Genomic DNA, 20,130 nt, shown 5'->3' with positions numbered 1-20,130 from the left:
GGTCGCTTTGCCCCTGCGATGTGGCGGGGCAAGCCAGGCAAAGCTCTGACATAAAACGAGCCGTGATCCAGATAATGGGTTGCGGCTCGTTTGTATTGGTAAGCAGCACGCAGGTGAGGCCCGCGTTCGCTGCGCCCATCCTAACTCATCCTTAACCATGTGCGGCTAAACCCTAAGTCGATTTTAGGGCAACTTACGTAGGCATGTCGCCTGACGTGGCCCCAGGAACAATGGGTTAACATGCATTATGAGTAATAGGTTCAGCATGTCGTGGGTCAAAAGCCGTTTTGAAAGCGGTTCGATTAATGGTCAGGTTGGCCGGGTGTTCAATATGTTCGCCTTGCTGGTTTTGGTGCTCGGCGCAGTGGGCACCATTGGTGCGCTGCGGATGGAGCAACGCTCCAACACGCTTGCCAGCTTGACTGAAGTCGCATTTCTTACGGCAAGTATGAACAGAAACGTCTCGCTCTCAAAAGACGAGATGGGCGCTTATCGTGCGAGAAACTTTGACAACGAACGTATAGAACTTGCGTTCAAATATGCCAATGAAGCGGTTGAAATGAATGATCGTTTGGCGATTGCGGCGGGTTCTGTTGATGAAGCCTATATGCCCAAAGTGTTGCAGCTCGATAATGAGCTGAATGGCATCGTCACCATTCTGGGTGAGGTGCGCGATGCGCCGCGTGACATCGCCTTGCAAGAGAGTTTTCTTGGACCACGCTATGAGGCAATCGACGCAACTGTCGGCCTGATTGTCGAGGTGCGTGAAGACGCCGCCGCCCGCGTCAAAACCGCCTCTGGCGAAGGTTTGTTCGAAATCAAGGTTCTGATCGCTTCGTTGATCGCTGGTTTGCTCATCGCACTCGGCTTGGTGTTTCTGGGCAAACGTCTTGTCGCCAAACAGGTGGTCGCACCTATCGTTGACATCAGCGATGTTAGTGAACGGATCGCCGCTGGTGAAACTGACCTTGAGATCCCATCGGCTGAGCGCGAAGATGAGATCGGTACTTTGTCTGCTGCTCTTACTGTTTTGCGGGGCGTTCAAAGCGAAGCTGACGCGCAGGCCAAACGCGAGCTAGAGCGTGAGCTTGAGAGTGAGCGTGAAATCAAAGAAGAACGCGAACGTTCTCAGGAAGAGCAACGTAAATTGCTCAAGTCGCTCGCCGACAAATTTGAAAAGACTGTTGGCGATGTCGCCTCCGGGGTGGCCGCCGCCTCCAGTCAAATGGAAGATTCCGCCACCAATCTGGCGCGTAATGTCGAATCTTCTTCCCAGACGGTTAACGCCGCCAATTCGAGCCTGAAGCAAGCATCGGACGGCATCACTGGCGCGGCGTCGGCATCTGATGAGTTTGCGATGTCGATCAATGAGGTTAGCCGCCAGGCGGCCTCGTCGTCTGAGCGTGCCCGCAAAGCTTCTGAAGCAGCGGCGAAAGCGGATGAAACCATTACCGGTCTGACCGGTTCTGCAGATCGCATCAGCCAGATCGTTGAAGTGATCGCTGGTATTGCTCAACGCACTAACTTGCTCGCACTTAACGCCTCGATCGAAGCTGCTCGCGGCGGTGAAGCGGGACGTGGCTTCTCTGTCGTCGCGTCCGAAGTGAAAGAGCTGGCCTCGCAAACCGGACGCGCGACTGAAGAAGTTGAGGGTCTGATTCGTGAAATGCAGGACGCAACCGGTGAAAGCGCGTCTGCGCTGGCACTCATCTCAACCGAAGTGGTTGCTCTGGAATCGACTGCAACCGCGATTGCCAGCGCCGTCGATCAGCAGGCCGTTGCTGGTCAGGATCTGGCGCAAAGCATCGATTTGGCAGCCCGCAACACCCAAGATATCAGCGCGACCATCGAAGATGTGAGCGAAGTTTCCATGACCGCGGGCAGCACAGCGACGCAAATGCTCGCGAGTTCGCAAGAAATGTCAGTCCAATCTGAGAAACTGCGTGAGCAGGTCGCCGAATTCCTTAAACAGGTGCGCGCAGCTTAAGCTCACACACAGGTGGCGGCTCGGCCCGCTGCCGCGCTAAAACTAAACAATACAGAAATGCCGCCGGCTGGATTCCCATTCCAGTTTGGCGGCATTTGCGCGTGTGTTCACGCGTCTGATCTCGCAAAAAGAAACTGTGATTGAATGCACAGGTGAAGGTTAAGGCCCTTGAACATTTTCCGTGTGCCCCCGACATAGCAGAACCGAGATAAAGAAGGACCACCAGCACATGATCAACCTGTTCGGCAATTCTGGCGAAACGCACGGCACCCAGGGGCAATTCACTCGCGATCCGGCAACCGGCGCATTGGTGCCGATGGTGGTTGAGCAAACCAGCCGCGGTGAACGCAGTTTTGACATTTTCTCCCGCCTGCTGCGAGAGCGGATTGTTTTCGTAACTGGCCAGGTTGAAGACGGCATGGCCTCGCTGATCACCGCTCAGTTGTTGTTCCTTGAAAGCGAAAACCCGTCGAAGCCAATTTCGATGTACATCAATTCGCCGGGCGGCGTTGTGACCGCTGGCATGGCGATCCACGATACGATGCAATACATCAAACCGCGCGTTTCGACCGTTTGCATGGGCCAGGCGGCCTCCATGGGCAGCTTCCTGCTCGCTGCTGGTGAGCCGGGCATGCGTGTCGCTCTGCCAAACTCGCGGATCATGATCCACCAGCCATCCGGCGGTGCGCGCGGCATGGCCTCTGACATTGAGATTCAGGCGCGTGAGATCCTGCGGATCAAAAAGAGCATGAATGATCTCTATGTGAAGTACACGGGCAAGAAACTGTCTGAGATCGAAAAGGCGATGGACCGCGACACTTTCCTGGAAGCGGACGAGGCGATGAAATTCGGTCTGGTCGATAAAGTGTTTGAAACCCGTCCAGAGGGCGACTCGGGCGATGATGAGAAGGGTTCGGGCGGCGCGCCGGAATAAGGCGAGCGGTCTGAACCGCATTTTTTGGCCGTGCCTGGCCGAATCGCGATTAAGAATCGCTCGTTCGGCATCCCACGCCGGGACACAGGCGGCCAAAGTGCGACTTTAAAGACGCCAAAACTGGGCAATCGCCCAAAAAGAGCCGCGTTAATGTTGATTCACAACCGGCCCTATATATTGTTGAGCGAATCCCCACCGGGCACTCGGTTTGGTAATTGGATTACAAACGCTGTAGTTTAGACCAGTGCGAGTGAAGGCCCAGGACAATAGGAAATGACCAAGTTGAGCGGAACTGACAGTAAGAGCACCCTATATTGCAGCTTCTGTGGGAAGTCGCAGCATGAAGTGCGCAAGCTCATTGCCGGGCCAACCGTGTTCATCTGTGATGAATGCGTTGAGCTGTGCAATGACATCATTCGTGAAGAGACGAAGGCTGGCATCGTCGAGCAAGAAAGAGGGCGAAGTTCCAACGCCTTCCGAAATTTTCGCGACGCTCAATGATTATGTGATCGGCCAGGACAGCGCCAAGCGCAATCTCTCGGTTGCGGTTCACAACCACTACAAGCGCTTGAAGCATTCCGGCAAAGCCGACGGTGTTGAGCTGGCGAAATCCAACATCCTGCTGGTCGGGCCGACCGGCACGGGTAAGACATTGCTCGCGCAAACCTTGGCGCGCACCTTCGACGTGCCGTTCACCATGGCGGATGCGACCACTCTGACCGAGGCGGGCTATGTCGGTGAAGATGTTGAGAACATCATTCTGAAGCTGCTGCAATCATCGGATTACAACGTTGAAAAAGCGCAGCATGGCATCGTCTATATCGACGAGATCGACAAGATCACCCGCAAGGCCGAAAATCCATCGATCACCCGCGACGTGTCGGGTGAGGGTGTTCAGCAGGCGCTGCTGAAACTGATGGAGGGCACCACCGCCTCTGTCCCGCCGCAGGGCGGCCGCAAGCACCCGCAGCAGGAATTCCTGCAAGTTGACACCACGAACATCCTGTTCATCTGTGGCGGCGCGTTTGCGGGCCTCGACAAGATTATCGCTGATCGCCTGCAAAAGCGCTCGATTGGCTTTGGTAATCATGTTGCTGACCCGGACAAGCGCAATGTAGGCGAATTGCTGGAACTGAGCGAACCGGAAGATCTGCTGAAATTCGGCCTGATCCCTGAATTCGTTGGCCGTCTGCCAGTGATTGCGACCCTGCACGATCTGGATGTCGATGCGTTGGTCACCATCCTGACCGAGCCTAAGAACGCCATTTCGAAGCAATATGGCAAATTGTTCGAACTCGAAGATGTCGAGCTGACCTTCACTGATGATGCCCTCAAAGCGATCGCGGAGCGCGCGATCAAGCGCAAGACGGGCGCGCGCGGGCTGCGCTCAATCGTCGAAGGTATCTTGCTCGACACGATGTTCGACTTGCCCGACCTTGAAGGCGTGACCGAAATTGTGGTCGATGCCGAAGTGGTCGAGGGTAAAAAAGCGCCGGTCCAGGTACTCGGCGGCAAGGGCGAAGAGAAGGAAGAGGCGGCTTAATTTGCTGCCGCCTGCCGGAGTTTCGATCCGTAGGCTAACGTCATCCGATCTGGCGGACTTTCGCGCGGCGTTGCGCGTATACTCTGAGGCTTTCGAGCAGTCAGAGGAATATGAGCGCAATCAACCGGATGACGAGTATTGCTCTGCACTGCTCCAAAAGCCTGATTTCATTCAGCTTGCCGCCTTTCGAAACGGCGAAGTTGTTGGCGCGCTGAGCGCTTATATCCTTCAAAAGTTCGAGCAGGCGCGCTCAGAAATCTACATTTATGATCTGGCGGTTGCCGAGCCATTTCGCAGGATGGGCATTGCTGAGGCTTTGCTCCGGTCTTTAGCGGCGATTGCCGAAGCATCCGGGACAAGCGCGGTTTTCGTTCAGGCGGATAAAGGCGATGAGCCTCCTATCGCGCTTTATGGAAAGCTGGGCGCAGCCCAGCATGTGCTGCACTTCGATCTCGATCTTTCCGAATAGGAATACGAAAAACCCCGCTTCGCCGATCACTCAGCCAAGCGGGGTTCTTGGTTTGCACTGCTGCATGTGGGAGGGAAGGGAAGGATGCAGCGGCGCGAAAGGGGGAAGGCGGTGTTCTTATGCGGGGAGGAACACGCCGTCGGTCACATGGATGACACCGTTTGAGGTCATGACGTCGGCGGTGGTCACTGCGGTCGCACGGCCTTTTGCATCGGTGATCACGATGGTGTCGCCGACAAGACGTGCCGTCAGTTTCTGGCCAGCGAGCGTGTCGATTGTCGCTTCGCCGCCATGTTTGTTAATCAGTTTTACGAGGTCGCTCGACGATACCGCACCGGACACTGCGTGGTAGACGAGCACGTTGGTGAGTGTGCCCTTGTTTTGAGGTTTGAGCAGTGTGTCGACCGTGCCTTCCGGTAGCTTCGCGAACGCCGCGTCGGTCGGCGCAAACACGGTAAATGGGCCAGGGTTTTGGAGCGTGCCTGCGAGATCCGCGGCGGTCACGGCAGCGACGAGAGTGTTGTGTACGCCAGTGCTCTGGGCGGTTTGTACGATGTTCGGCTGACTTTTCTCAGCGTTCTTGTGACCATGAGCCGCAAGCGGGGTGGTGTTCAGCACCGCAAAGCCGGTGGTTGCGGCGATCGCTGCAAGGGCGGCGGCCTTAACTATTGAACTGGTCGAGGTCTTAGGCATTCGGGTTCTCCTTTATCCGCAAGACCTCCCGTTCTTGCATGGTGGGAGCTACGCAAACGCTCATGTGCTGGATGCGGACAATGTGAAAATTTTTCTGTCGCAGGTACAGAAACTGTACGGAAACGCTCTGAATTTCGCGGATTTTATGGGGTTCTTAAAGGGCATGAGATTAACGCTTTGAAGAGCCGTCATCTCGAATTGGGACGCGCCTTTGCGTGCGATTGCAAGCGAGTGGCAGGCAGTGTGTGACAGACCAGCACAGCTCTCAATATCAAGCGACGGATCTATAACCCTCAATGCCCAATTCGAAGCCAGCCCAACATTATCACGATATCGACGGCATGCGCTCTGTGTTGATGTTCCTGTCGGTCGCGTTGCATGCGGCGACGGTATACGCGCCTGCACGTCCCTGGATCACCAGCAATGCACAGCGCCATGAATTCTTCGATTGGGTGATTTTCGGTCTGCATCTGGTGATCACGCCGACATTTTTCTTCGTCGGCGGGTTTTTCACCGTCCTCATGCTGGCGCGCCGCACACCGGGCGGGTTTTTGCGCAATCGCTTTATGCGAACTGTCGTTCCACTGATTGCGATCGCGCTGTCGTTCAACATGCTGGAACATTACCTGCGCTGGAATGACAAGACCGGCGACAGCGGACTGATGCGCTGGATTGAAAGCGGCGGGTTCGCGCAGATCTGGGTCAGCGGGGAATGGTCGCTGCATCTGTGGTTCCTGGTCAGCCTGGTGCCGATGTTTATCTTCTCGGCCATCGTCCAGGCTGCAATCCCGAAGGGGGCTGCGATCCGCACAGGCGCGCTGCGCATGGTGGACCGCGCCGCTGGCTGGTTGAAATCAAGCTGGGCCTTTGCGTTATTCGTGCTCGCATTGGCTGCGGCCAACACTGTGAATTTCGCCGTCGCTAGCCAGGTACCGGGTGGGTATGATTTGCTCTTCCCCGGCTTTCAAAGCTGGTACAAGCTGATCAGCGAGTTTCCCTTCTTCGTGCTCGGTGTGGCGGCCGCGCTTTCGCTCAGCCTGCTTGACCGGCTGCGCACATGGCGCGCATGGATGCCGTTTGCTGCGGTGCTGGCCTTCGCTTTCCAACCATATGCGAACCCCGATCAAGGCTTCGCGGCCGGTATGGCGATGCTGTTCCTCAACCAGTTGGCGATCTGGACACTCGTCTTGTTCCTGATCCAGTTCTTTTACCGCCACTTTTCAAACGACAGCCTGCGCACCCGGTGGCTCGCCGACAGCGCTCTATCGATGTATCTGTTCCACCATTGTCTGGTCTATATTTATGGGCGCGGGTTTACCCATGTGGAATGGCCGATTGCGCTGGAATGGGCGTTGTTGACGGTCGCGGCGGCGGCAACGGTGATCCTGTTCCATGAAACGATGGTCCGCCGGTTTGCGCTGCTGCGGCTGCTGTTCAATGGTAAGACGGATGTTGCCGCGATCCGCAAGGCACCCGGTTTCTGGCAGAGCTTTGGCATGCCAGGCGTCAGGCGCGCCAATGGTAATGTAAGCGGAGCGGGCGGAAAGCCTGCGGTCTAAACCTGATTGAATGCGCCCTGTGCGACCACGGGGCTCGAGCATCCTGCGCCTCTGGCTTGCCGCCAATCGGTTCACGCGTCAGCACCAGCTCGGCGCCGTCACCCATATTCTGAGTGATCTCCTTAGGCAGGGTAACACTGCGGACCTCGCCCGGCGTCACCACGCCAAGGGATTGCAGTGGGGTGCCATCGGCTGGCACCAGCCACAGCTCATGATCGTGAACGCCGTCTGCAGTCAGGCCAATCGCGCCCACCAACATGCGCTCGCTATCGGGCATATACGTCACATCGAGGCGTAGACCGGTATCGCCAATCGGTACTTGCGCGACCAGCGGGTTCGCCGCCGCGATTTGCGGCGCTTCGCTCGCGCCGGGCGTGGGAACACTGTCCGTACCAGCCGGCAGGACAACCAAGGCAAGGGCCGCGACCGCCGCTGCGCTGGTTAGCGCGCTGACCCATTGCCAGCGTCGCACCTTGCTTTGCAATTCTACGACATTGGCGCTGTCCAGGCCTGTCTCCGCATGGGTTGATGCTGCACGCACGCGGGCTTCAATCTCAGCCCACACTTTTGCGCTCGGCTTTGCACCGGAGATTTCATCGGTCCACGGTGCGAACCAATTGTCCCACCATTCCTTGCGCCAGGCAAAGTCGGGATCGCTGGCCAGTTTTCCGCGCGCGGCAAGCAATTCCTGACCCTCCAGCAGGCCAAGCGAAAACTCCGCCGCCAACATCGGATCGTCGCGCTTGATCTCTTCGCGGTCCATGCCGTTCTCGTCGCTCATTCGCTCGCCTCCAGGCAAGCGCGCAGGCGTTGCAGCCCGCGGCGGATCCAGCTCTTCATCGTGCCCAGCGGAACATCGGCATGCTCAGCCAGCTCGGCATAGGTTTTTCCATCGAAGAAGGCGGCGCGAATGTGACCGCGCGCGTTTTCGTCCAGCCCCTCAATGCAGGTGTGAATTTGTGCGGTTTGCTCCGCATCGACCAGCAGACTGTCGACCAGCGGCGCCTGATCGGGCAGAGGAGCGGCCTCTTCCACAGGCACAGCGCCGCCGCGCACCTTACCCGTGCGCAGACGATCAATCGCGCGGTTGCGCGCGAACGTCGCCAACCACGAGATCGGGCTCGCCCGGGTGGGATCATAGCGATCCGCCCTTTGCCACAGATTTACATAGACGTCCTGCAACGCGTCCTCGGCTTCTTTCCTGTCGCCTAAGATACGCAAGCAAATCCCAAACAGTTTCACCCGTGTGGCGCGATAAATATCTTCCAGCGCACTGCGGTCACCCTCGGCCAGCCGCGCCATGGCCGTCTTTAGCGCCTCGCGCGCTTCCGCTCTGGCCGGTGTGGGCCCATCCGCCATCAACAGCAGCCCGCGTCATCGCGCTTGCGGTGGATTTGAATGGTGGTGTGGCTGATTCCGAATTTCTGTTCCAGCTGGTCAGTCACTGTGCGCAAAAAGCTTTCGTCACATCCGCCGGGCGCCACCAGATGCGCCGTCAGCGCGGTCTCGGTTGTCGACATTGGCCAGATATGCAGGTTGTGCACTTCGTCCACTCCATCAAGCTCTGCCAAATGAAGCCGCACATCGGCTTCGTCAATCCCGGCAGGCACGGCGAGCAAGCCCATTTTGAGGCTGTCCTTGGCCAGTCCCCATGTTCCCCATGCAATTACGCCAACAATGATCAGGCTGACAAGTGGGTCAATCCACTCCGATCCGCTGTAAATAATTGCAATTCCTGCGATTACCACGCCAAGCGAGACCAGGGCATCGGCCGCCATATGCAGGAACGCTCCGTGGATATTAAGGTCCGATTTGCTCCCCCGCATGAACATCAGGGCGGTGACGGTGTTGATCACAATGCCGATCCCGGCGACCACGACCATCACCATGCCTTGCGGCTGAGCCGGTTCAAACAGGCGGTGTGCGGTCTCAAACAGGATCGCCCCAATCGCCATCGCCAGCAGCAGCGCATTGGCGAGCGCTGCCAGGATCGTGGAGCTCTTGAAGCCATAGGTGTAGCGCGCGCTGGCGGGCTTCTTCGAGGCGATATTGGCGACCCAGGCCAGGATCAGCGCAAGTACATCGGACAGGTTGTGTCCCGCATCGGCGACCAGCGCCATGGATCCCGATAGGAAGCCGTATGTGGCCTCGATAATGACAAAGATCGAATTGAGCGCAATGCCGATGGCAAAGGCCATACCGAAATCGGCCGGAGCGTGGGAATGGCCATGCCCATAATGGCCCGGCGCATGGCTGTGCGCATGACCATGCGAGTGCCCATCATCATGAGCGTGATTATGACGATTATGTGCGTGCGATGACCCCATCCACTTAATCGTAGACGCAATCATCCAGCCCGTCACGTTTCACCACATTGATTCGGGCGCGGATCGTGTTGCCATGGCGGGCCAGCCATCCGCTGGGCGCGATAACGGCGCGTTTCTTGGGCAGGGGCAGGGCGGCGGCCATGCGGGCGGCCTCTATCGGGGCGAGCCGCGCGGCAGACTTGCCGAAATAGCGCTGTGCTCCGGCCTCTGCGCCATATGTGCCAATGCCGGTTTCTGCGACGTTGAGATAGACCTCCATAATTCGGCGCTTGCCCCAGATTTTCTCTATGCCAAAGGCAAAATAGGCCTCCAGCCCTTTGCGGAAATACCCGCCGCCCTGCCACAAGAACACGTTCTTGGCCGTCTGCTGCGATATGGTGGAGCCGCCGCGTATGCGGCCCCCCTTTGCGTTGTATTCCAGCGCTTTTTCAATCGCTTCGGTGTCAAAGCCAGTGTGCGTGCAGAACTTGCTGTCTTCCGCGGCGATAACGGCGGCAACCAGATTGGGATCGATATTGTCCAGGCTTTCCCAATCCTTGGTGACGGAGTTTTCATCCATCAGCATGGTTGCGGTGATCGGCACGGGCACGAATTTAAACAGGACGATCAGCGCGAGCGATATCCCAAAAAACCACAACAGGAACTTGGCCGTAAAGCGTAGGAGGAAGAAGAGGCTGCGGCGCATAACAGCATCGCCTCTAATTGCTCTTTGTTTGCGGCGCAATCACGCACACCTTGCGATCTGGGTAGGGCCATGCTTGAACCTGAAGCCAACAGGTTTCCGGGAGACAATTCAATGCATTTGCTTCGCACCGCCGGTTCTGCCGCCACGCTCGCCGTCGCGGCGTTTTCGGTTCCGGCCGCCGCCGACTATCACAATTTGGCACAGGCGGTTGAGGCGGATTACGATAGCTATCTCGAGCCGCTGTTCGTCCATTTTCACAAGCACCCGGAACTGTCCTTCCTCGAAGGCAAAACCGCTGCCCGCATGGCGGAGGAATTGCGCGCGGTCGGCATTGAGGTGACGGAGAATGTCGGCGGCACTGGCGTTGTCGGAATGATGCGCAATGGCGAGGGTCCGCTAATCCTGCTGCGGGCGGATATGGACGGCCTGCCAGTGGTGGAGAAATCCGGCCTCGAATACGCCTCCACCGCGACGCAAATCGGCCAGGATGGTCAGGAATATCCAGTTATGCATGCCTGCGGCCATGATGTGCACATCACCTCCATGGTCGGCACAGCGCGCCGTCTGATGGCGATGAAGGACCAGTGGAGCGGCACGATCATGTTCGTCGTCCAACCCGCGGAAGAACGCGTTGGCGGGGCGAAGGCGATGCTGGCCGATGGATTGTACGAGCGGTTTGGCAAGCCTGACTATGCGCTGGCGTTCCACGTGAATTCGGGCCTGGCCACGGGCAAGCTATCCGCATCGGAAGGCATTCAATATTCCAGCGCGGACTCGGTCGATATTCTGGTGCCGGGCGTCGGCGCGCATGGCGCCAGCCCGCACCGCGGCAAGGACCCGGTCTATATCGCATCGCAAATCGTCACCGCGCTACAATCGATTGTCAGCCGCGAGGTTCAGCCGCTGAAGCCCGCCGTGATCACCGTCGGCTCGTTTCATGCAGGCTCCAAACACAACATCATTTCTGACCGCGCCGAATTGCAATTGACCGTGCGCGCCAATGATGAGGAAACACGTGCGCAATTGCTCGAGACGATTGAGCGGATTGCCGTTGGCATGGGCAAGACGCATGGCCTGCCGGACGATTTGCCGGTGGAGGTTAAGGTGAGCGAGGGCACGCCGGTAACCAATAACGACACGGAGCTCGCGCGCCGCCTCAACGCGGTGATGAAACGCGATCTTGGCGCAGACACTTTCGAGCCATGGGAGCAAAAGGGCATGGGTGCAGAAGATTTTGCCTATTTCGTCACCGAGGAACTCGACGTGCCGGGATATTATTTCACGGTCGGCGGCACCCCTCAGGCCGCGTTCGATGCCGAAGACAATGGCGGCCCCGCAGTGCCATCGCACCACTCCCCGCTGTTCAAGGTCGCACCGCGCGAAAGCGTGACATTGGGCACACAGGCAATGATTTCAGCGGTGCTGGATTTGGCGCCTGCGAGTTAAGGAATAAGGTATGATTAGGCGCATTGCGGGCATTTATACGGCGCTTCTGATGCTCGCCATGAGCGGGCCAGCGTTCGCCGCTGAGCGCTACGAAATCTTGATCTCTTACGAAACGAAATCAGAAGGCGAAATGTCTTCAGGTTCTTCCCGAGGCAGTTATCTCTATGTGGAAGAGGTGCATGCGCGCGAGAATGGCTGTTTGGAGCGGTCTTTCGATATCGTGGACAATCCTGGTCAGCCTCGCCCACTTGTAGAGTGGCAAGTTCCTGTGCGCTTGCTCCGATGCGGCCCCGACGATCGAAAGATTGTGAACGAGGCTCAGATGATAGCGCGCCGGGATCATTTTCTCGAAGAAATCGAAGCGACAATGGAGGTCTGCGGAAAACACTATTTCACCTGGATGGTATTCAAGATCGAATGTGACCCTCGCGCCATTCTTGAGACGATCGACAGGTATGATCTGGTCTCACTTAGACTCGAGGATGGGGCAAATTACACCCTCAGCGGCAATTCAGGCAAAGCGACCTTGTCGCAGGTCTCAAGCGATCTTGATGAGCAGGCCTTTGTCGCGAACGGGCAGATAGATCCGGCCTTTTTGCGAACTCAGGAGTTGCGACAGCTTGAGATTCTTGAAGAGCTGAGCGGTTCCTCGCGATCATTAGAAGAGATGAAAGAAGAACTGGCTGCGAAGAATTATTCTGGTGAGTTCACGGTCACCTTTGCCGTGGGACCAGAACTTGGGGAAATTACACGCTCCATTGTTCAGGAAATGCAGATCATAGATGCGAATGGCTCAATTGAGACGCGATGGCGCGAAGAAATCACGCAAAGAAAAAGGGTCGAGCCCATGAGCGAGTCCGACCCTTCGTAGTCATTCAATCTAGCGCGTACGCTGCGAACTTAAGCCACCCCAGGCAGCAAACGCTCACCTGCGATCCGCTGCATTGCCTTTTGTAGCTTCTCAAAGGCGCGCACTTCAATCTGACGAATGCGCTCGCGCGACACTTCATAAACCTGGCTGAGTTCTTCCAGCGTCTGCGGTTTCTCGGTCAGGCGGCGTTCGGTCAGAATGTGCTGCTCACGCTCGTTCAGGCTGTCCATCGCCTCAACCAGCATTTCGTGGCGCACATTGGCTTCCTCAGCATCGGCGACCATCTCATCCTGCAACGGACGATCATCGGTCAGCCAATCCTGCCATTCGCCAGAACCGTCCTCGCCATTGCGCATCGGCACGTTGAGGGAGCCATCGCCGCCCATCATCATGCGGCGGTTCATGTTGATGACTTCCTGTTCCGGCACGCCCAGATCGGTTGCGATCTTGGTCACATCCTCGGGCGACAGGTCGGTGTCTTCGTACGCCTCAAGCTGTTTCTTCATCCGGCGAAGGTTGAAAAACAGCTTTTTCTGAGCAGCGGTGGTGCCCATTTTTACGAGCGACCAGCTGCGCAGGATAAATTCCTGCATGGATGCCTTGATCCACCACATCGCATAGGTCGCGAGGCGGAAGCCGCGATCGGCTTCGAATTTCTTGACGCCCTGCATCAAGCCGACATTGCCCTCTGAAATGAGGTCGCTGACCGGCAGGCCATAGCCGCGGTAACCCATGGCGATCTTCGCCACGAGTCGCAGGTGGCTGGACACCAGTTGAGATGCCGCCTCAGGGTCTTCATGTTCTTGATAGCGCTTCGCGAGCATATATTCCTGCTCAGCGGTCAGCACGGGGTATTTCTTGATCTCGGAGAGATAGCGATTGAGGCTTTGCTCGCCGCTCAGGGCCGGGACTGCCGTTTTCGTCTTAGTCACTGTGTTCCTAACCTTTCTTGCGTCAACCCGCTGCGTTTGGACCTCTAATGAGCATCCGTTTTTTCGGGCCACACGGTTACATATACGTTGCTTAGCTGTGTTTTGCTTCAACTTTCATCGATTAAAACGCCCCAGTTCGTCGATTAGTTCCCGCATATCCTCCGGTAAATCCACGCGAAACCTTAGTTTTTCGTCAGAAATCGGGTGGAGAAAGCCCAATTCCGCCGCATGCAGCGCTTGCCGCGCGAATTTGAGCGAAGTGAGCAGGGATTTCAGCGTCTTGGGTGTCTTTCCGTAAGTTGGGTCTCCTAATAGCGGATGGCCAATTGATGCACAGTGAACGCGGACCTGGTGGGTTCGCCCGGTTTCCAGCCGGCATTCGATCACCGCGCTCGATTCGAGTCGGTCCAATACCCTATAATGGGTGACCGCATGTTTCCCGCGCGAGGAATTCTTGTCCAGCACAGCCATTTTCTTGCGATTGGCGTCAGAACGCCCGATTCGCTCGTCAATGCGGCCTTCTTTTGCCGCCGGGTGGCTGGCGCAAACCGCGATATAGCGGCGGTGCAGCGAATGATCCGCGAATTGCCTCGCCAGTCCCTCGTGCGCAGCGTCGGATTTGGCCACCACCAGCAGGCCAGAGGTGTCCTTGTCGATCCGGTGGACGATGCCGGGCCGCGCAACCCCGCCAATGCCGGACAGCTCGCCCTTGCAGTGGTGCAGCAGGGCATTGACCAGCGTGCCATCGGCATTGCCCGCCGCTGGGTGGACGACCATCCCGACAGGCTTGTTGACCACGATCAGATGTTCATCCTCAAACACCGCCTCGATAGGAATATCCTGCGGCTGAGCCTCCGCTTCGCTGGCGGCGGGCACATGGATCGAGAATTCGGCCCCGGTCTTCACCTTGGCGCTGGGAGAGGTCGCCGGAGCCGAGCCCAGCGTCACGCGGCCCTCCGCGATCAGGGCCTGCACCCGCGCACGGGACAGCTCGGTCGCCTCGGCCAGCGCCTTATCGAGGCGCGCCGCGTTCGTAATTGTGCCAGTGATGACTTTGTCGCCGCTCATGCTAGGGCCATGCGCGATGGCGATCCCAGTGACAAGAGATGTGGCCACTGCACTGGCCAAGGCAGCCCGCGATGCCCACCCACGGGAGGCATGCGGGATCTTGACGGGCACGCGCACCCAAGACGGCGCGAAGCAGGTCACCGGGTTCATTCCGGCGCGCAATGTCCACCCTTCGCCGGAAACCCATTTCGAAATCGATCCGCAGGCGCTTATTGACGCGCACCGCGCCGCGCGAACGGGTGATAGCCCGCAGGTTTTGGGCTATTTCCATTCGCACCCGACCGGGCCAGCGCAGCCATCCAAGACTGACATAACCATGTCGGCGGGCGATGGAATGATCTGGGCGATAGCGGGCGAGGGCGCGCTTGGCCTCTACCGCGCGGTGGAAGGCGGCTTCGAATTGCTTTGCAGACAGCCTTTGGAGGGCTAAGACAGTCAACATGACTTCGCCAACTGACCTCGCGAGCCTGCTGTGCTCGCGGCTTTGCCACGATATGCTCTCCCCCGTTGGGGCGCTCGCCAATGGGCTAGAGCTGCTCGCTGAAGAGCAGGATCCCGAAATGCGCGAGAAGGTGGTCGAACTGCTGGAACAGAGCGCCAAGATCAGCACTGACAAGCTCAAATTCTTCCGTCTCGCGTTCGGCGCGGCGGGCGGATTTGGCGAGGCTGTGCCAGTGGAAGAAGCGCATGATGTGATCGCCGCGCTCGCCTCGGACGCCAAAGAAGTGCAGCTCAATTGGGCCATCACCGAGAAAACCCTGCCCAAGCCTGCGGTGAAAGTGATGCTGAACCTCGCGCACATTGCGCTCGATGCGCTGATCCGGGGCGGGACGATGGATATTGGCGCAGAATTGCACGAGGGCAATGTCGAGATTGTGGTTCGCGCGAACGGTAATAGGATCGCTTTCGACGAGAATATCGGCAGCGCTTTGCAAGGCGATTTGAAGCCGACAGAACTGTCGAGCCGCACGGCGGCGGCACATATGATTGCGATGCTGGCGGAAGAAAACGGCGGCGGCCTGCAATATAAGCTGGATGACAATGCTCTGGTGATGGGTGCGGTTATGCCGCAGCCTGCCGGGATGATCGGCTAAGCTCGTGGCTGGGCCGGGGAAGGGGTCAGAGCCGGGATCGGAGCCGAACTTAGGCACTGGCGATGAGCTGGTCCATGCAGAGCGGCTCTCTCCCAATTTCAACGACCGCAAGACGGCGATCAATATGCTGGTCGTCCATTATACCGAAATGGAAAGCGCCGAGGCCGCGATAGAGCGTCTGTGCGACGTGGGAGCAGGCGTCAGCGCGCATTACCTGATCAGCGAAGACGGTGTCGTCACGCGGCTGGTCCCTGAGGAAAAGCGGGCCTGGCATGCGGGCAAGAGCTATTGGCGGGGCGAGAGTGATGTGAATTCTGCCAGCATTGGGATTGAGCTTGACCATCCGGGGCACGGCCTTGGCTACCGCGATTTTTCAGAGGCTCAGATCGAGGCGCTCGTGCCGCTGATGGCGCGGATTGTGAAGCAATATGACATCCCACGCGCGAATGTGATCGGCCATTCCGATGTTGCCCCGGCGCGTAAGATCGATCCGGGCGAGCTGTTCCCGTGGGATCGGATCGCGCGCTGCGGCCTCACTCTCGCCAAACCAGCCAAGCTCGAACTTGGCGATCCGTTCGACAATGATGGGGCGTTTTACCTCGCTCTGGAACGCTATGGCTATGACATCACCGACGGTATCAAAGCGGTTGAGGCGTTTCAGCGCCGCTGGCGGCCAGAGCTGATCGATGGCGTCATTGATGGACAAATTGGCGCAATCCTGTTTCAATTGCTGCTTGATCGGGATCGGGGGATCTCGCGCTAACGCAGACTGCTGCGCTCGCAGGCGCTGCAATGTAAATTTATAATTTCGCCGAGCGTTATGGTGAATTCTGCGTTAACACTGCTCCCCTGACGGTTCTGGTCGTCGAGAATGAGAGGGAGGGATCCAAAATGACAAAAAAACTATTCGCTGAATTCTTCGGCACGTTCTGGCTGGTGTTTGGAGGCTGCGGTTCCGCGGTGCTCGCAGCAGCTTTTCCTGAATTGGGGATCGGTTTTGTCGGCGTATCGCTGGCTTTCGGTCTGACTGTCCTGACCATGGCTTACACCGTGGGACATATTTCTGGCGGCCACTTCAACCCTGCCGTCTCGCTCGGCCTGGCCGTTGGCGGACGTTTCTCCTGGGCTGAGTTGATCCCATATTGGGCGGCTCAGGTGCTGGGCGCATTCGTCGCATCCGGCATATTGTTCGTGATCGCTAGTGGAGCCGCGGACTGGAGCGGCGCAGGCGGTTTTGCCTCCAATGGCTTTGGTGAGCTGTCACCGGGCGGCTATTCGATGAACGCAGTTCTGATCGCAGAGGTCGTTTTGACGGCGATGTTCCTGATCATCATTCTGGGCTCGACCTCGCCAAAGGCGCCAGCCGGTTTTGCCCCGATTGCGATCGGCCTTGGCCTAACGCTCATCCACCTGATCTCTATCCCGGTCAGCAACACCTCGGTGAACCCAGCGCGGTCTACCGGCGTTGCCTTCTATGCCGAGACGGGTGCTGTGGGTCAGCTGTGGCTGTTCTGGGTCGCACCACTGGTTGGTGCCGCGATTGGCGCATTGATCTGGAAATTCCTGATCTCAACCGATGAGAACGCCGAGAATGTTGGCGGTTAAGGCGAATAACCGCTCGTACCTTGGAACATGACGTGCAGAGGGCTGGCTTTCACAGGAAAGCTGGCCCTTTGTTTATTGGGCATGCTTCTCTATAGCGCCACTCGTCAGGGGGCCAAGGCAGCCGCGTTCCTTCGGCAAGCTCAGGATGAGCGGGTTTGAAGGTGCGAGGAAAGTCCGGGCTCCACGAAGCAAGGGTGGCGGGTAACGCCCGCCGAGCGAGGGCTTTCGGGCCTGAAGCTCAGGGAAAGTGCCACAGAGAGTATACCGCCGATGGACCCTAAAGGTCACAGGCAAGGGTGAAAGGGTGCGGTAAAAGCGCACCGGGGCCTTGGTAACACGGTCCGCATGGCAAACCCCACCCGGAGCAAGGCCAAATAGGGGTCTCGCGCCGTTTTGCGGCAGGAGCGCTTCGCTCTGAGAGACCCGGGTTGGCTGCTTGAGCTGCGGAGCAATCCGTAGCCCAGATGAATGGTTGCCGCCGCGTGGCTGGTCCCCTCGAGGAAACCGCGTGCGGAGACAGAACCCGGCTTATGAGGCCCCCTGACTTTTTGTTTTAGCCTCAGGCGCTAAGCGTTCACATCCGTTCACTTGGCTTTCCTCCGCGCAAAAGCGCTCCGGGCGGGCGTCGCCCTTGCGATCGCTGGCGCGACCGTGCTCCGCGACCAAGCCAGTTACATCGCGCCAAGACGCCTGGAGCCTGCCAATTGGCTTGGAATGGATCGAGGCCGCAGGCCTCGCAAGGGGCTTGTCCCCGCCCGCAGCGGCGCGGACTTGTCCGCAAGCCGCGAGGGAAGCGAAGCTGAACGACCGAAGGGAGAACAAATCGCAGCACGGATGTGCTGCGGAACAAAAAACGCATCACCCTGAACTTGGTTGACCTTTGGCCAGCTGCGCTTCCAGGATCCATTCCCCGTACGACGAACAAAGCACGGAACTGGCGATGGACGCGGAACTGAATTCAGCATGACGATGATAGGGAGCGGGGAGCAGAAATTTTCCTACTTGGCGCGCGCCCGTTAGGGCTGGGGCATGCTTCTCCCTGCAATACGCTCACCGCAAAAGAATCTGGGATCAATCCAGGCCATCGGACGAGCACCAAGAAACCCTGCGCATACCCATTGGCTTGGTTGCGGAGCACGGTCGGCGATCAATCGACTGCAAGGTCCGCTCGTCCTCAAACAGCGAAGCGGTAGGACGAAAGAAAACGGCCGCTCGCAGGCCTGGCAGGGCCGAGGAAATCGCGCTCGCGGATACGAGCGCGCAATACAAAGACTCAAACGGCGCTGCCCAGAGCCTCAGGCCTTTAATCGATCCACTCGATCAATCAGCACGTCTGTGATCGATTGGATTTTTGGCCCTATACTGTGTTCCAGCCGTTCCAAGCGTGTGTTACGAGCGGCGAGTGGAGTGTCAGGCTGCGCGAACTCCAGCACTCGGATACAGCTCATCCAGCGGGCGGCTACGCCCATCGGCACATACGATCCGCACGTGATAGCGGCGCATCTCGCGTGGCTCATGCACGCCCACGCTGTGCGCGATCACGCCCACCTCTTTGCGCATCTGCTCGACGAAGTTGGCCACGCGCACCGCCTTGTCGGTCGGGTCCAGCCCGCGCTGCAGGCTCGGATCGTGGGTGGTGATGCCGGTCGGGCAGGTGTTCTTGTTGCACTTCATCGCCTGGATACAGCCGAGCGCAAACATGAAGCCGCGCGCCGAAATCACGAAGTCAGCGCCCGCGCACATCGCCCAGGCGACCTCGCTGGGTGTCACCAGCTTGCCGCTGGCGATGAGGCGGATGCGGTCTTTCAGTCCGTGCTTGTCGCGCAGGTCGACCATCATCGGCAGGCTCTCACGCAGGGTCAGCCCGACATTGTCGATCAGGGGCAGGGGTGCAGCGCCGGTCCCGCCATCGCCGCTGTCCACGGTGATGAAGTCGGGCGCGCTGGCGATGCCGCGTTCGCCAATGGCCGTGAACAGCTGATCGAGCCAGCCGTAAGCGCCGACGACAGTCTTGAAGCCGACCGGCTTGCCAGTGACTTCGCGAATATGGGCGATCATATCGAGCAGCTCGTCAATATTGCCGATGTCGGGATGGCGATTGGGCGAGATAGAGGCCGTGTGCGGCTCGATCCCGCGGATGGCGGCGATCTCCTCATTGACCTTGGCAGCGGGCAGAATGCCGCCCTTGCCGGGCTTTGCGCCTTGGGAAAGCTTGAGCTCAAACATGCGGACTTGATCATGAGCGGCGACCTCGCGCAGCTTCTCGTCAGACAGGTTACCGTCCTTGTCGCGCACGCCGTATTTGGCTGTACCAATCTGGAAGACGATGTCGCAGCCGCCTTCGAGGTGATAGGGCGAGAGGCCGCCTTCACCGGTGTTCATCCAGCATCCTGCCTTTGCCGCGCCGTTCGACAGCGCGCGCACTGCGGGAGTGGACAGCGCGCCGTAGCTCATGCCGGAGATGTTGAAGACCGACGGGGCGTCATAGGGGATGCGTGCTGCGCCTTCGCCAATGACCAGGGATCCCGCCTCAACCGCGTCCTGCTCCAGCGTAGGCCAGGGGCAATTGACGAAGATCGGCGTGCCCACGGGATCGAGATTGCGGGTCGAGCCAAACGCGACATTGGTGGATTTGGCACCAGCAGCGTCGTACACCCAGTCGCGCTGAGCCCGGTTAAACGGCATCTCCTCGCGGTCCATTGCGAAGAAGTACTGACGGAAGAACTCACCCAGCTCCGAGAAAACGTAGCGCAAACGGCCAATAACGGGGTAGTTGCGGCGCACGGCATCGGCGGTTTGAAAACGGTCGATGAAAAACAGGATGACTACTCCTGCCAAAATCAAGCCGATCACGAAAATGAAGATTGTGCTCAGCCAGCCGAGTGTGTCGATCATTGTGTTCTCCAAAGGGGGCATC

20 protein-coding genes and 1 other RNA gene are annotated in these 20,130 nt (G+C 58.3%); 13 read left to right on the top strand and 8 right to left on the bottom strand.

Annotated elements, in window-relative coordinates; genetic code table 11:
- Nucleotides 1-265: 265 nt before the first annotated feature.
- The 5 genes from AC0V6Z_RS00830 to AC0V6Z_RS00810 all read left to right on the top strand — a co-directional run bounded on the left by AC0V6Z_RS00830 (nt 266) and on the right by AC0V6Z_RS00810 (nt 4,933).
- Entirely contained in the window at nt 266-1,987 is a 1,722-nt protein-coding gene (locus AC0V6Z_RS00830; protein WP_472639557.1) for a methyl-accepting chemotaxis protein, read from the top strand.
- A gap of 229 nt (nt 1,988-2,216) precedes the next feature.
- Nucleotides 2,217-2,921: an ATP-dependent Clp protease proteolytic subunit gene (locus tag AC0V6Z_RS00825; protein WP_472639556.1), complete on the top strand. Its 705-nt coding sequence runs from the start codon at nt 2,217-2,219 to the stop codon at nt 2,919-2,921.
- A gap of 273 nt (nt 2,922-3,194) precedes the next feature.
- A complete protein-coding gene (locus AC0V6Z_RS00820; RefSeq protein ID WP_472639555.1) occupies nt 3,195-3,422 on the top strand; it encodes a ClpX C4-type zinc finger protein in 228 nt (75 codons plus the stop codon).
- Complete coding sequence (gene clpX / locus AC0V6Z_RS00815; RefSeq protein WP_472639554.1) at nt 3,328-4,464, top strand: ATP-dependent Clp protease ATP-binding subunit ClpX; 1,137 nt, start codon at nt 3,328-3,330, stop codon at nt 4,462-4,464. Before AC0V6Z_RS00820 ends, clpX begins: the two co-directional genes overlap by 95 nt.
- A 25-nt stretch (nt 4,465-4,489) precedes the next feature.
- Complete coding sequence (locus tag AC0V6Z_RS00810) at nt 4,490-4,933, top strand: GNAT family N-acetyltransferase (RefSeq protein ID WP_472640810.1); 444 nt, start codon at nt 4,490-4,492, stop codon at nt 4,931-4,933.
- Between the two features lie 117 nt (nt 4,934-5,050).
- On the opposite strand, the gene AC0V6Z_RS00805 is transcribed toward AC0V6Z_RS00810, so the two are convergent.
- Entirely contained in the window at nt 5,051-5,626 is a 576-nt protein-coding gene (locus AC0V6Z_RS00805; RefSeq protein ID WP_472639553.1) for a fasciclin domain-containing protein, read from the bottom strand.
- Nucleotides 5,627-5,922: 296 nt separating this feature from the next.
- On the opposite strand from AC0V6Z_RS00805, the gene AC0V6Z_RS00800 reads away from it, so the two are divergent.
- A complete protein-coding gene (locus AC0V6Z_RS00800; RefSeq protein ID WP_472639552.1) occupies nt 5,923-7,185 on the top strand; it encodes an acyltransferase family protein in 1,263 nt (420 codons plus the stop codon).
- Here AC0V6Z_RS00800 and AC0V6Z_RS00795 read toward each other — a convergent pair.
- The 4 genes from AC0V6Z_RS00795 to mtgA are packed head-to-tail and all read right to left on the bottom strand — an operon-like array spanning nt 7,133 to nt 10,197.
- Nucleotides 7,133-7,966 (bottom strand): anti-sigma factor, encoded by an 834-nt coding sequence (locus tag AC0V6Z_RS00795; protein ID WP_472639551.1) that lies wholly within the window; start codon nt 7,964-7,966, stop codon nt 7,133-7,135. The two genes, AC0V6Z_RS00800 and AC0V6Z_RS00795, sit on opposite strands and share 53 nt — an antisense overlap.
- Nucleotides 7,963-8,544, bottom strand: a complete 582-nt coding sequence (locus AC0V6Z_RS00790) for a sigma-70 family RNA polymerase sigma factor (RefSeq protein WP_472639550.1) — start codon at nt 8,542-8,544, stop codon at nt 7,963-7,965. The genes AC0V6Z_RS00795 and AC0V6Z_RS00790 overlap by 4 nt, the downstream gene beginning before the upstream one ends.
- Complete coding sequence (locus AC0V6Z_RS00785) at nt 8,544-9,512, bottom strand: cation diffusion facilitator family transporter (RefSeq protein ID WP_472639549.1); 969 nt, start codon at nt 9,510-9,512, stop codon at nt 8,544-8,546. The genes AC0V6Z_RS00790 and AC0V6Z_RS00785 overlap by 1 nt, the downstream gene beginning before the upstream one ends.
- Nucleotides 9,513-9,516: 4 nt before the next feature.
- The gene (gene mtgA, locus AC0V6Z_RS00780) at nt 9,517-10,197 is read right to left on the bottom strand and encodes a monofunctional biosynthetic peptidoglycan transglycosylase (protein ID WP_472639548.1); all 681 of its coding nucleotides are present in this window, start codon (nt 10,195-10,197) and stop codon (nt 9,517-9,519) included.
- A gap of 111 nt (nt 10,198-10,308) precedes the next feature.
- On the opposite strand from mtgA, the gene AC0V6Z_RS00775 reads away from it, so the two are divergent.
- Nucleotides 10,309-11,643, top strand: coding sequence for a M20 metallopeptidase family protein (locus tag AC0V6Z_RS00775; protein ID WP_472639547.1), 1,335 nt, complete (start codon nt 10,309-10,311; stop codon nt 11,641-11,643).
- Between the two features lie 97 nt (nt 11,644-11,740).
- Complete coding sequence (locus tag AC0V6Z_RS00770; protein WP_472639546.1) at nt 11,741-12,514, top strand: hypothetical protein; 774 nt, start codon at nt 11,741-11,743, stop codon at nt 12,512-12,514.
- A 29-nt stretch (nt 12,515-12,543) separates the two neighbouring features.
- On the opposite strand, the gene rpoH is transcribed toward AC0V6Z_RS00770, so the two are convergent.
- Both rpoH and AC0V6Z_RS00760 read right to left on the bottom strand, forming a co-directional pair.
- Nucleotides 12,544-13,446, bottom strand: coding sequence for an RNA polymerase sigma factor RpoH (rpoH, locus tag AC0V6Z_RS00765; RefSeq protein ID WP_472639545.1), 903 nt, complete (start codon nt 13,444-13,446; stop codon nt 12,544-12,546).
- A 114-nt stretch (nt 13,447-13,560) separates the two neighbouring features.
- A complete protein-coding gene (locus AC0V6Z_RS00760; protein ID WP_472639544.1) occupies nt 13,561-14,514 on the bottom strand; it encodes an RluA family pseudouridine synthase in 954 nt (317 codons plus the stop codon).
- A gap of 28 nt (nt 14,515-14,542) precedes the next feature.
- Between AC0V6Z_RS00760 and AC0V6Z_RS00755 the strand changes: the two genes are divergently transcribed.
- The 5 genes from AC0V6Z_RS00755 to rnpB all read left to right on the top strand — a co-directional run bounded on the left by AC0V6Z_RS00755 (nt 14,543) and on the right by rnpB (nt 17,760).
- Nucleotides 14,543-14,944, top strand: a complete 402-nt coding sequence (locus AC0V6Z_RS00755) for a M67 family metallopeptidase (RefSeq protein WP_472639543.1) — start codon at nt 14,543-14,545, stop codon at nt 14,942-14,944.
- Nucleotides 14,945-14,954: 10 nt separating this feature from the next.
- Nucleotides 14,955-15,608, top strand: coding sequence for a histidine phosphotransferase family protein (locus AC0V6Z_RS00750; protein WP_472639542.1), 654 nt, complete (start codon nt 14,955-14,957; stop codon nt 15,606-15,608).
- A gap of 124 nt (nt 15,609-15,732) precedes the next feature.
- Complete coding sequence (locus AC0V6Z_RS00745) at nt 15,733-16,371, top strand: N-acetylmuramoyl-L-alanine amidase (RefSeq protein ID WP_472640809.1); 639 nt, start codon at nt 15,733-15,735, stop codon at nt 16,369-16,371.
- Nucleotides 16,372-16,499: 128 nt separating this feature from the next.
- Entirely contained in the window at nt 16,500-17,213 is a 714-nt protein-coding gene (gene aqpZ, locus AC0V6Z_RS00740) for an aquaporin Z (protein WP_472639541.1), read from the top strand.
- A gap of 105 nt (nt 17,214-17,318) precedes the next feature.
- Nucleotides 17,319-17,760: RNase P RNA component class A (rnpB, locus tag AC0V6Z_RS00735), an RNA gene on the top strand.
- A gap of 863 nt (nt 17,761-18,623) precedes the next feature.
- On the opposite strand, the gene AC0V6Z_RS00730 is transcribed toward rnpB, so the two are convergent.
- The gene (locus tag AC0V6Z_RS00730; RefSeq protein WP_472639540.1) at nt 18,624-20,108 is read right to left on the bottom strand and encodes an FMN-binding glutamate synthase family protein; all 1,485 of its coding nucleotides are present in this window, start codon (nt 20,106-20,108) and stop codon (nt 18,624-18,626) included.
- Nucleotides 20,109-20,130 lie beyond the last annotated feature (22 nt).

The organism is Erythrobacter sp. SN6-5, from assembly GCF_057364945.1.
The sequence above is the reverse complement of the archived record's forward strand: the minus strand, read 5'-3'. Positions and strand labels throughout refer to the sequence as shown.